10 protein-coding genes are annotated in these 12420 nt (G+C 45.1%); 9 read left to right on the top strand and 1 reads right to left on the bottom strand.

Annotated features, from left to right (window positions below):
• The 7 genes from Q8P86_03865 to Q8P86_03835 all read left to right on the top strand — a co-directional run.
• On the top strand, window positions 1-223 hold a 223-nt coding region (locus tag Q8P86_03865; GenBank protein MDP3996801.1), incomplete at its 5' end, for a hypothetical protein.
• Between the two features lie 315 nt (window positions 224-538).
• Complete coding sequence (locus Q8P86_03860) at window positions 539-1291, top strand: SurA N-terminal domain-containing protein (GenBank protein ID MDP3996800.1); 753 nt, start codon at window positions 539-541, stop codon at window positions 1289-1291.
• 119 nt (window positions 1292-1410) lie between these two features.
• On the top strand, window positions 1411-3840 hold the full coding sequence (locus Q8P86_03855; protein ID MDP3996799.1) for a hypothetical protein: 2430 nt from the start codon (window positions 1411-1413) through the stop codon (window positions 3838-3840).
• A 279-nt stretch (window positions 3841-4119) separates the two neighbouring features.
• Window positions 4120-5181: a mechanosensitive ion channel family protein gene (locus Q8P86_03850; GenBank protein MDP3996798.1), complete on the top strand. Its 1062-nt coding sequence runs from the start codon at window positions 4120-4122 to the stop codon at window positions 5179-5181.
• 60 nt (window positions 5182-5241) lie between these two features.
• The gene (locus tag Q8P86_03845) at window positions 5242-7938 is read left to right on the top strand and encodes an HAD-IC family P-type ATPase (GenBank protein MDP3996797.1); all 2697 of its coding nucleotides are present in this window, start codon (window positions 5242-5244) and stop codon (window positions 7936-7938) included.
• A 192-nt stretch (window positions 7939-8130) separates the two neighbouring features.
• The gene (locus Q8P86_03840) at window positions 8131-8307 is read left to right on the top strand and encodes a hypothetical protein (GenBank protein MDP3996796.1); all 177 of its coding nucleotides are present in this window, start codon (window positions 8131-8133) and stop codon (window positions 8305-8307) included.
• 161 nt (window positions 8308-8468) lie between these two features.
• A complete protein-coding gene (locus tag Q8P86_03835; GenBank protein MDP3996795.1) occupies window positions 8469-9422 on the top strand; it encodes a calcium/sodium antiporter in 954 nt (317 codons plus the stop codon).
• A gap of 90 nt (window positions 9423-9512) precedes the next feature.
• Here the strand turns inward: Q8P86_03835 and Q8P86_03830 are convergent, their stop codons facing one another.
• A complete protein-coding gene (locus Q8P86_03830; protein ID MDP3996794.1) occupies window positions 9513-10214 on the bottom strand; it encodes a TIGR00730 family Rossman fold protein in 702 nt (233 codons plus the stop codon).
• A 271-nt stretch (window positions 10215-10485) separates the two neighbouring features.
• Between Q8P86_03830 and tgt the strand changes: the two genes are divergently transcribed.
• Both tgt and Q8P86_03820 read left to right on the top strand, forming a co-directional pair.
• A complete protein-coding gene (gene tgt, locus Q8P86_03825; GenBank protein ID MDP3996793.1) occupies window positions 10486-11718 on the top strand; it encodes a tRNA guanosine(34) transglycosylase Tgt in 1233 nt (410 codons plus the stop codon).
• A gap of 398 nt (window positions 11719-12116) precedes the next feature.
• Entirely contained in the window at window positions 12117-12299 is a 183-nt protein-coding gene (locus Q8P86_03820; protein MDP3996792.1) for a hypothetical protein, read from the top strand.
• Window positions 12300-12420: the final 121 nt, after the last annotated feature.

The raw sequence follows: 12420 nt of genomic DNA, 5'->3' as shown, positions 1-12420 counted from the left end.
CTCTGCGGAACCTTGGCTTATAAAACCCATTTCAGAAGTATCTGTTGATGTTCAGCTTGACAGGATGAGTATGGAAAAGTTTAAAGAGACGCTTGAATTTGCCCCTAAAACCGGCTTTGACACTCAATATTTGTGGGGTGTGGAGTGGTGGTACCGGCTTAAAAAGGGCGGAAATAGCGAGTTTTGGGAATACGCGAAAAGCATAATTTCTGTGAATTACTAAAAACCTGCTTCCCCCACTCGGAAAGCTCCCAAAAAAGTGACCGCTCCAAGGGCGCTTGCCCGGTCTTAGTCACTTTTTTGTGACTTTCCTCGTGGGGGGGCGCCTGCCACATTTCGTAATTCAAGGTAATTCAAGAATAATTCAGTTCCGTCAACTTGCGCAAGTCCTATTCCTAATTCCTAAATCCTAAATCGTATCTCCTTCTTAACTCTTATCCATATTTTAGCCGGATATGAGCGGTTATTGATACGCTTCTTGCATTTTAATGTCTCTTTGTTACTATTACACTGTTTACAATTTAACTAAAAAATACATATGGATGATATACAAGTTTCAAAGAAGGAAAGTGGTGGCAAAAAAGACGGTTCCGGCCCAAAACCGTTGTTTATATTAGTCGTGGTTATAGTAATCGCCGTGGCAGCGTGGTTTATAGGTAAAAATTACTCCGATAACAACTCCGGCGCCGCTACGGTTGTCTTGTCAGCCGATGCCGCCGCCTTGATAAACGGAGAGAAAATCACCCGAGACACTTTGGATAGAAAAGTAGAACAGGAAAAAGTCAACTACGAAGCGCAGGGAGTGGATTTTTCCTCCGACCCCACTCTGATAGACACTTTGCGAAAGCAGATAATTCAAAGCATGGTAAACCAAAAACTGGTTTTGCAGGACGCCGACAGAAGAAACATTTCCGTTTCCGAATCGGAGATTAACGAGCAGTCAAATGTAATAAAAGGAAGGTTTGAGACGGAAGAGGCCTTCAAGGAGGAACTTGAAAGAGCCAAAATGACTGAAGAGGAGTTTAAGAACAACACCCGTGACTCTCTGGTTTTGGAAAAATACGTGGCGGAAGTCACCGAAGGCAAGCCGGTTAGCGCGAGCGAAGAGGAAATAGAGGCCCTTTATGAACAGATGAAACAGAGTCAGGGTGAAGAAGTGCCTTCTTTTGAAGAAGCCAGGACTACTCTTGAAAATCAAATTAGAAATCAAAAGATAAATCAGGAAATTCAGGTGGTTATAATTGATTTGAGAGCTGAAGGCGTGGTAAAGATTGCGGATGATTTGAAATGATAAATGGTAACTTAAAGTATTTACTCAAAAACACATCGTCTGCCAAAGGGCGGACGAGGTGTTTTTTGTTTTGCACACCATTTTGTATGCTTTACCGCAATACTTGGTATAATTGACGTATGGATCCCGAGCTTCTTCAATACATAGAGAAAATGTCAAAAATGGTTCCGCTACCGGACGAGAACCGTCTAAAGTCCGCGCTCCGAAAAGTCGGATGGAGTGAAGAAGAAGCGAATTCGGCGCTCTCTGTTTTCAGACAAAAAACAGGAATACCGGCAAAAGTTCAGAATGATGTTTTCAAGAAGCCCCACGCCGAACTTTCTCAAACAAAGACAGAACCGGAAACCATACTCAAGCAGGAGCCGAACGAGAAATTCCCGGCGCTTGAAAAGTTTCCCGATTTTCTCATAAATGACGTAGTCATCCCTGTTGCCGTGCCGGAAGAAAATAACGCTACCGGAGCTTCCGGTGACGTTTCAGACGACTACTCTCCGAGAAAATCAGAGGAGAGGCCTGCTCCGCGACTTGCGCCAAGTTACGACCGAGCGAAAGCGGCCCCCCAGCCGGCCACTGCCCCACGCATAGAACCTGACACCGCAAACCGTCCTGCTTTGCCTCAAACCTCCTTCTACGGAAGAGTAGCAGAGGCAGAGAAGCCACTTCGCGAAATACCAAAGCGACAGACAGAAAATCTCCCTCCCGAAACAAGACGCCGACCGGAGCCGGTCAGACCTTTTATTCCAAAGGCCGACGACTCTCTTAAAAACAAGCCGAAAGAGAACGTCGCAAAACCGCCAAAGCCCCCCGTACATCCGCCGGATAGCTCCGTGCTACAGAAAAAAGAAAGCATAGCCAAAAACCCCTTCAATTTTCAAGAGGAGGAAGTAAAAAGGAGAAGCAAGAAAAAGCATGTTTTTTTGAAAATTTCCATCGCGTTTTTCATTTTGGCCTTTCTTTCGGGAGGAACCGCTTACGCTCTTTATTTTTACAGAATAGGACCTTTCAACAAACCGCCCGTGTCGGGGCAGGAGGTGGCAAACCTTTTTTCAGAGCAAATGGTGGGGCTTGAAAATTTGAGCTACGATTTCAACCTCCGACTGTCATCTTCCATGACAGGTGAACCGAACCTTCCGAAAGCAGTCGGCGTAAACGACGGAGATAAAATCCCGCTTTTTTCCGGTTTTCTTTCGCTGATTTTTTCTTTGGACGGTAAAAACGCCTCTGTAAATTTTTCCGGAAGCGGTGAGAGGAAAACAACGAGCGGCAAAGAGAATGAAAAAATAGCGGGAAAGGCCTCTGTTACCACGGGGGATTCGCTGTATGTTTTTGAAGGGGAATATTTCTTCGGTGAGTTGGGACAGTTTGTGAAACTGGACAAATTTCCTCTTTCCTTTTTGGACATTGAACCGATATCCGGACAATGGGTCAAATTCACACCCGCGGAACTATCCGACAGACGAAAATATTTACCTATCCCAGAGGCCTTAAGCGAAGAAGATATTTCTTCCGTAGCTAATATGGGTGTTTTTCTTGAGGCCGTCTTGACATCTGCCGCGCGGTCGCAGTATCTGACTTCATCCAAAGACCCCGTTAAAGAATCGCTAAACGGCAAGGTGGCGTATAAATACGAGCTGGCTTTTGATGCAGAGAAAGCCAATGCTTTTCGGATAGTTCTTCTGGAAGAACTTGGTAAAAAGCCAGAACTTTCAAACTTTATTCCGTCCGTGCAAAGCGACAGATTTAATTCTTTGGCTTCGGATTTTGCCCGCAAGGCGACGATAGTTTTGCGTTTGAGTTCCCGCGGAGCTCCTCTTTCCGTTGAAATACAGGGGGCGCTTTTTCCTCCTATTGACAACGACTCGTGGCGAGGCAGAGAGCTTTCGGTCTATTTGAAAACTGATTTTTCCGGAAGTTCAGAAGAGTTTGAAGTACCGCGTCAATTTGACAGCTTGGAAGACGCCGTCTTGAAAATCAGCAGTTTGTCGCGCGACTCTTTTCTTTTGGAAAAACAGATAGAAAACGTCAAGGAGATTCGGGAGGCCGTACGCATCTATAGAGAATTGAGCGGAGAATTCCCAAAGGAGTTAAAGGACCTTTCCTTGACCGCCTCTGAAATAGTGTCAGTCAAAAATTTAAACCCGAATGTTTTGGAGAAAACCTTAGGGTTGGAATATAAATCCAAGCCGATTCTTTCAACAATACCGAACGACGCGTATACCGGACAGCAGTATGTTTACGTTCGACTGCCGGAGGACTACGGACTTCGTTACGAGGCGAAATTACCGCCCTATGGTGAAGAAGGCCACGTCGCGGCTTATTATTCTCTTGAATATGTCAGGTCTAATCCTGTTGTCGTGTGGGTATATGCTCGGGGGACAAACACGGCGAACGCCGGTTTTCTTTCGGTGGAGGCAAGGGAGGAGTCCGCTAAGGATAGCGACAAAGACGGACTGCCGGATTCGTTGGAAGAGTACATAGGAACTTCTCCGTTAAAAAGCGACTCCAATGGCGACGGTACGTCTGACCTTCAGGCGTTTTTAAACGAATAGATTATCGCTTCACCAGACGGCAAAATATGATATAATATAGAACTTACGCAATTGGTCTGAATTCTCCCTTTCGTAAAGGGAGTACCCGAGTCGGCGAGGGGGAGGGATTTATAAATCCTCCGTCATCAGAATGACCACCCTCCTTTAGAAAAGGAGGAATAAGATTTAGGAAAGGGGGAATAAGAAAAGCAATAAATTGCGCAAGTCCTATAATATTTTAAATCCTTTCGCGGAAATAGCGTCTTGCCCCACGTTTACGCTATCTGCTTTTATTGAATTATGCTGGAAACATTTTTTACCCATTCCATTTGGAAATATGAGTTTTTAGGCAACACTGTCCACGGTTACGCGGTTGCCTCTCTTTTGTTTTTAGTCCTGTTTTTAGTTTTCAGGATTTTTTACTTGGTTATTTTAAATCGTATGGAAAAAGCGGTGGCCAAAACCGCCACTTCCATAGACGATACGGCGCTTTTGATTTTCAGGAGCTTAAAGCCACCTTTCTACATTTTTATCGCTTTTTATTTTGCAGTGAGAACCCTTGTCGTTTTGCCTTGGCTTCAAAAATTTATAACCGTTTTATTGATATTGTTGGCGGTGTATCAGGTTATTATCGCCACTAATATTCTCATTGACTACATTTTTCGCAAGCGAATGGGCAAGGAGGAAGACCCTCAGGCCACCGCCGCCGTAAATTTCTTAAATATTATAATAAAGTTTGCTCTATGGGTCTCGGGAGTTTTACTTGTTCTTTCAAACTTGGGCGTCAATATAAATTCTCTTATTGCCGGACTCGGTGTTGGTGGCGTGGCCGTGGCTTTCGCACTGCAAAATATTTTGAGCGATCTTTTCAGTTCTTTCGCCATTTATTTTGACAAACCGTTTGTGGTCGGGGACTTCATCATTGTCGGAGATAAACTCGGCGTGGTAAAAAAAATCGGCATAAAAACCACCAGAATACAGGCCCTGCAAGGAGAGGAGCTGGTTCTTTCAAATAGAGAACTGACCACTTCGGTCATCCAAAATTTCAAGCAAATGCAAATGCGTCGCGTGCCGTTTAAATTCGGCATTGTTTACGGCACATCATCCGAGAAAGTCAGAAAAATTCCCGAAGCCATAAAAGCGATTATAGAACCGATGCAAAGTATCCGTTTTGACAGAGCGCATTTTACCGCTTTCGGAGCGTCCTCTCTTGATTTTGAAGTCGTCTATTACGTGGATTCGGCTGATTACAATATTTTTATGGACAGACAGCAAAGCATAAATCTGGCCATTATGGAGTATTTCAAGAAAGAGAAAATAGAATTTGCCTATCCGACCCAGACGGTTTTCTTTAAAAAATAGCTCTGACGGAAATTGCAAGCGGCATTTCTGGCGGATAGCGTCCTATAACAAACAGCTTACATGCTTTGGTATCAACTAACTTCGGACATTGCTCTTCTAAAGCTGGAAAGCTCCGAAAGCGGTCTTTCTGCGGGTGAAGCTGAAATACGCCGTAAAAAGTACGGCAAAAACAAACTTCCGGAAGAAAAAGGCGAGTCATACGTTCTTATATTCTTGCGTCAGTTTCAAAGCCCTCTTATCTACGTATTGCTGGTGGCATCAATTATTGTTTTTGTGATGGGTGATACTGCTGATGGTTTTGTTATTTTGGCCGTTCTTGCCATTAATGCCGCAATCGGCACCTTCCAAGAGGGTCGCGCCAAAGAAAAACTGGCCTCTCTCAAAGTCCTGACTAAGACCCATTCCTTGGCTTGGCGAAACGGAAAAGAGACCGTTCTTGATAGCGAAGAACTCGTGCCCGGGGACGTCATAATGGTTCGCGAGGGCGACCAAGTCGGAGCGGACGCGCGACTTTTGTCGGCTGTTTCTTTGCACATGGACGAGGCGGCTCTGACTGGTGAATCATCTGCTGTCTTAAAAAAGGCGGAATCAATAGAAGAGCAGTCACTTGAAACGGCCGACCAAAAAAACATGATATGGAAAGGGACTTACGCGCTTTCAGGTTTTGGCAAGGCGGTTGTCGTAGACACGGGCGTAAACACCGTTATAGGAAAATTGGCCATGAAGCTTGGAATGCTTGACTCCGAAATGCCCCTTAAAGAAAACATCCGGCTTTTGACAAAGGTCATAATGGTTGCTCTCGCTGTTATTTCAGTGATTTTTTTCTTTGCGGGAGTGCATGCCGGAAATCCGGTTTCCGAGGTGCTGAAAGTAATAGTGGCTCTCGCTGTTTCTTTCGTGCCGGAAGGTTTGCCGGTTGTCGTGACTTTAATATTGGCAACCGGCGTATGGAGGATGAGTATGAGGAATGCTTTGGTTAAAAAACTTCAAGCGGTTGAGGCCTTGGGACAGGCAGACGTTTTGGCTGTTGATAAAACCGGAACAATTACAAAAAACCAAATGATGGTAACGGCCATCTACGCGAACGGCAAAAAATTTGAAGTCGGTGGCAACGGATATGAACCGAGGGGGTATATAAAGGAAGGAAGTTCCACGGTAGAACCGCTTAATCATCCGGAGCTTTTACTTTTCGCGAAAACGGCGCTTCTGACCGCCACCGGGAGCATTGCCTACAATGAGGAGAAAAAAGAGTGGATGCGAACCATGGGCGAGCCGACAGAAGTCGCTTTGGCCGTCTTTGGTCAAAAGATGGGCTTTAACAAACCGGCTCTTGAAGAAGAGCTCCCCCAAAAGGCCGAGATACCTTTTGACTCGCGCATAAAATATCATGCCACTGTCAACGATGTTCTTGGCGTGGATACTCTTTTTGTCGCGGGCGCGCCGGAGGTAATTTTGAATTCCGTAAAAGAGGTCTGGAAAAACGGCGCGTGTGTCCTTGTTACGGAAAACGACATGGGGGAAATCAAGCAAGCTCTTTCGGATTTGTCCACCAGAGGGCTTCGGGTTTTGGCTCTTGCCACCGCAAGTGGCGTGAATTCAGTTTTGGACCCCATGAAATTGCCGGAACTTTGCTTTGTCGGTTTTGCGGGCATAACGGACGCTTTAAGGCCTCACGCTACACAGGCCATAAAGGACATTAAGGCGGCCGGAGTTCATGTGGTTATGATAACAGGCGACTATGTTGAGACAGGCGTGGCGGTGGCCAAAGAAATAGGAATATTTTCTGAAGGAGACGCGGTTCTTTCCGGTTCCGAGCTTGAAAAGATGACAGTGGAAGAGTTGGTGTTAAAAATACGGCGAGTCAGTGTTTTTGCTCGTGTAAGTCCGGAGCATAAACTTCAGATAATAGAGGCCTATAAAAAAGCCGGAAATAAAATCGCCATGACGGGAGATGGGGTCAATGACGCGCTGTCTTTGGCGGCGGCGGACCTTGGCGTCGCTATGGGTAAGTCGGGAACGGAAGTGGCCAAAGATGCCGCGGACATAGTTCTTTTGGATGACAACATGGCAAGCATCGTTTCCGCCATAGAAGAGGGAAGAAATATTTACCGTTCAATAAAAAAAGTGGTTTTGTATCTTTTTGGAACGGCCGCGGGGGAGGTTTTGGTGATATGCGGGGCCATATTTTTAGGAATGCCCATACCTTTGACGCCGGGGCAGATTATCTGGTTGAATTTGGTAACGGACGGCTTTTTGGTGGTCGCTTTGGGACTTGAACCGAAGGCGGACGGGCTTTTGCTAAATGTTTTTAAAAAACCAAGCAAATGGATAGTGGACAGAAGAATGTTGGAAAGAATTTTGCTTATGGGATTTGTGATGTCGGTGTTGTCGCTTTATCTTTTCGCTTTCTACCTGCCCGAAGGCATAGTGAAGGCGTCAACTGTCGTCTTGACCGTGCTTGCCGTTACGCAGTGGTTTAACGTTTGGAATGTGCGTTTCAACCGCAAGTCAATATTCAAAATGAACTGGCTTAACAACAAGTTTCTTTTGTATGCCACCGGCATCGTGGTTATCTTGCAGGTCGCGGTGGTGCACGTGCCTTCTTTGCAGTCGGTTTTCCACACGACAGCGCTGTCTTTGAGCGAATGGGCGATAATAGTCGGACTTAGCACCTCGGTTTTTTTGGCGGAAGAAACGAGAAAGTTTCTACGTTACGGTTTGCCGGCGCTTTTAAGACAGCTTAATTGGAAGACATAAATCCTGAATACTGTGAATTACTAAACACATGCCCCCCCACGAGGGAAAGCTCCCAAAAAAGTGACCGCTCCAAGGGCGCTTGCCCGGTCTCAGTCACTTTTTTGTGACTTTCCTCGTGGGGGGGGCGCCTGCCATATTTCGTAATTCAAGATAAATAAAACCCCCGTTAGAAGATGCGCTTCTAACGGGGCAGTGCCCAAAACCGGTATTTCACAATCCACAGACATAAAGAAAACCTCGTCCGCCAAGGCGGACGAGGTTTTCTTTAAAAACTACGCAGTCGGCTCTTCGCCTTCTACGGGAGTCGCCGGAGTGGCACCTTCATCAGGTGTACCAGCGGGATTTTGTGTTTCGTCCATGGTGTTTTAAAATTACTGCTATTAAATCTGATTCTCGCGAATCGTCTCGTTCTGGCCTTTTTGGCCATATGTATAGTATATCATATTATGTACACCTGTCCACCTTTTTAAAGGAATTACCGTCAGTTTTCTGGGGATAAGTATTTTGGTTTTTGTATTAGAATTTAGCTAATGTTCACTGCAATTTTTCTTTTCGTGTTCGGTTTTTTCCTGCTAATAAAGAGTTCTAATTATCTTATAGACGGGTCTTCTTCCGTAGCCAAATATTTCACTATTTCGCCATGGGTGATAGGCATGGTGATAGTCGGCATAGGCACGTCAGTACCGGAACTTGCCATAATGATAGCTTCCCTTAATGATGGCGGTATGATCGGGCTCGGAACCGTTATAGGCAGTAACTCATTCAATATTCTTTTCATTCTGGGACTTTCGGCAATGTTTTTTCCTCTTGTGATGAAAAGGACGTGGGTGCATAAGGATTTTTTTTATAACATATTTGCCGTAATTTTGACCGCCCTATTTCTGTTTTTTCCGGTTTTGGGTGACAAGGAGTTTTTCGGCCTATCGCGTTTGGAGGGCTTGGTATTGCTGTCCGTGTTTACCTTTTGGATTTGGGACTTGGCGACGCGACGACGAGACGGGAGCGGGGAAACGAGCGATTATAAAGTTTTCACTCTTTCTATTTCATTTATAATGATTTTGGGAGGACTTGTGGGGGTTTTCTTGGGAGGCAAGTGGGTTGTGGACGGCGGAGTGGAAATAGCCACTGCATTGGGAGCGAGTAAAGCTCTTATTGGGCTCACCTTGGTTGGCATAGGAACTTCCATACCGGAGTTGACCGTGACATTGGCGGCTGCCCTGCGCAAGCGGAGTTCCTTGGCAGTCGGCAGTATTATCGGCTCCAATATTTTTGACTTTTTAGGAGTGCTCGGCTTTGCTTCCCTGATAAAGCAAGTTCCTTTTGACACGCGATTTACTCTTGACCTATCAGTAACTTTGATGGCGTCGGTTTTGCTTTTGGCTACCATGTACATCGGCCGTAAATATATAATGAGTAGAAAGCAGGGACTGATTTTCGTTATTCTTTACCTTTTGTATTTTGTAGTTATCTTAATTCGGGGTTAAACCTCTGCCTTATGCCAGTAGATGCTTGAAAAACGCCTAACACTCCAGTGTTAGGCGTTTAGCTGTTTTTTAGGCGGCTCTGGCGATTTTCTATCCGTGTTGCAGTGGCGCATTTTTAATTATCTCTATGATCTCTTCTTCATTTTCGGTAATGGTGTAAAGGGACATGTCTTCCTCGTCTATAGCGCCGTGTTTTTTTAACAGATTTTCCTCAATGAAGTGACTTAAATTTTCCCAAAACTCGCGACCGTAAAGAATAATGGGAACAGAGGGAATTTTTCTGGTCTGTACCAGAGTCGCAATTTCAAAAAACTCATCCAAAGTTCCAAAACCGCCCGGGAAAAAAATGTAGGCCTCGGCGGCAAAAGACAACGCCACTTTTCTTGTAAAAAAGTAGTAGAAATTCATCTGGTCCGAAGTGTATTCGTTTGGCAACTGTTCAGTGGGAAGAGTGATATTGAGACCAACTGACTCTCCGCCAGCTTCAAAAGCTCCTCTGTTTGCCCCTTCCATTATGCCTTTGCCTCCTCCCGTAAGAATGGTGTACTGAAGGTCTTTGGCGATACGACCGGCGAGAGCTCGGGCTTTTTCGTAATACGGGTCGTTTTCACGGGAACGGGATGAACCAAAAAAAGAAACGGACCTCGGATAACATTTTATGAATTCAAACGCCTCTTTAAATTCTTTCTCAATTCTCGTCACTCTGCCTGAAATTTCATCCTGCATGGCCACGCGGGAATGGGTGACGTCCTCATGAAAAGGCCTCTCATTTTGTTTGTTTTTGTTTTCCACGCTTATATTGTATCTTTGTTTCGTAGAGAATTGCAAGCCGACGCGCCACGAGAGTGGGGACTCTTCCGTTACGTAAGAATATCGGAAAAAAATTCAATCTAACGGGGCAGGCAATCGGTGCTGTTATAGCGTCGGGACAGATGGGCACCATCACTCCCAATGTCGGGAGTGATGGTGCCCATCTGTCCCATCTGTCCCACATCTTTTCGGGTGTGTGGGTTTTGCCCCCATGGCAAGTTACACATTCCCCTTTATGTGGTATAACTACTCCATGTTTTCTTTCACTGTTGAAAAACAGCTTGGGAACAAGCTCGGTCGAGCGGCAAAGTATGAGACCCCACACGGAGTCATAGAGACACCTGCTTTCGTAACTGTGGGTACAAAAGCCACGGTCAAGGCCTTAACACCGGAGCAGGTCGCCGGTACCGGTACGCAGGTCGTTCTTGCAAACACCTATCACTTGTACTTGGAACCCGGCGAAAAAACGATAAAGCTCGGGGGAGGGCTTCACAAGTTCATGAATTGGCCGGGCCCCACCATGACGGACTCCGGTGGCTTTCAGGTATTTTCTTTAGGCGCGGCGTACGGAGAGAATATTTCTAAAGTATCAAAACTTGAAAAAGGGGAAGTCAGAAAGGAAGAAGACCATCCACTTCCCGAAAAGTCACTGCACGAAAAACTTTCAAAAATAGATGAGGACGGCGTGACATTCAAGTCCGTCATAGATGGAAGTACGCATCGTTTTACGCCGGAAAAGTCAATAGAAATTCAGCATGATATCGGCGCGGATATTATCTTTGCCTTTGACGAATGCACGTCGCCTAAAGCTTCGCGTGAATATCAAGAAGAAGCTATGGAAAGAACGCACCGATGGGCGGCGCGGTGCTTGGAAAAGCGCCGCGAGCTAAAAGTTGAAAGTGAAAATTTGAAAGCCGAAGAGCAGGCGTTATTTGGCATTGTGCAAGGCGGACGATTTGATGATTTGCGAAAAAAGAGCGCGAAAACCATAGGAGAAATGAATTTTGACGGTTTCGGCATCGGCGGTTCTTTTGACAAGGAAGATATTGAAACGGCCATTCTGTGGGTAAACGCGCTTTTGCCGGAAGAAAAACCGCGACATCTTTTGGGAATAGGCGAGCCGATTGACCTTTTTGGGGCGGTTGAAAACGGATGCGATTTTTTTGATTGTGTTGCTCCGACAAGAATGGCAAGAAACGGCACTCTCCACACAAAAAACGGAAGAATAAATATAACAAACGCTAAATTTGTCAGGGACTTGGGAAAAGTTGACGATGACTGCGAATGTTATACTTGCAAAAACTACACGAAAAGTTACATTGCCCATCTTTTTCGCGCCGAAGAAATGCTTGCCTCCACGCTATCTTCAATTCATAACGTTCACTTTATCGTTTCGCTGGTCCATAAAATGCGTCAATGCATATTAAATGGGGGATTTTCGGAATTTCGTGACGATTTTTTAGGAAGATATTATGCCAAAAGGTAACCGATTATACCAGAAGGGAAGAGGTGAAATATGATTTAAGATTTAGGATTTATGAATGAAAGAATTTTCAATTTTGCAATTTTCAATTTTCAATCAAATCCCGAAATTTTCAATGCATCAAATTCGTAGCCAATATTCGTCCCGCCTTGCTTGTTTCTTTGCTTGAAAATTGATTCATTGAAAATTGATTGAAAATTGTAAAATTGAAAATTGAAAATTTTCTCGCCTCTTTCCGCAAATCCCCCAAGCAGAGCCCCTTTGCGCCACCGCTAAAGCTTAGGCGGCACGCGGTATGAAAGGGGGAATAGGAGGAATAAAGCCACTTTCTGCTATGTGTGAGGGTCACCAGCCCCCCCATAAGTATTGCTTTTATTTCAAATGTATGTTATAGTTAAAAGATGGAAAAGATTTTATTGTGGGGACGAATTGCCGTCTTATCATTTGTGGGGTTTTTTGCGTTTACTTTTTTTGTGAACATGGTTTGGCGACTTGACGGTTTAGCTCTGTGGGGTACCATTTGGGCTTTGCTTTTCTTGGCTTTTTTGGTATTTTTCGCAAGAGAAAAAGTGGATGTCAGGTAAAGAATGCCGGTATTAAATAGACATTCCAAAATGAGCTTTCGGGCTCATTTTGCGTTAAGAGTTGTCACCTGCTTTCCCCCCCCCACTCGGAAAGCTCCCAAAAAAGTGACCGCTCAAAGGG

It is taken from the genome of bacterium (genome assembly GCA_030699905.1).
Classification (GTDB): domain Bacteria; phylum Patescibacteriota; class Minisyncoccia; order Phycocordibacterales.
This window is presented reverse-complemented; position numbering and strand designations above follow the sequence as displayed.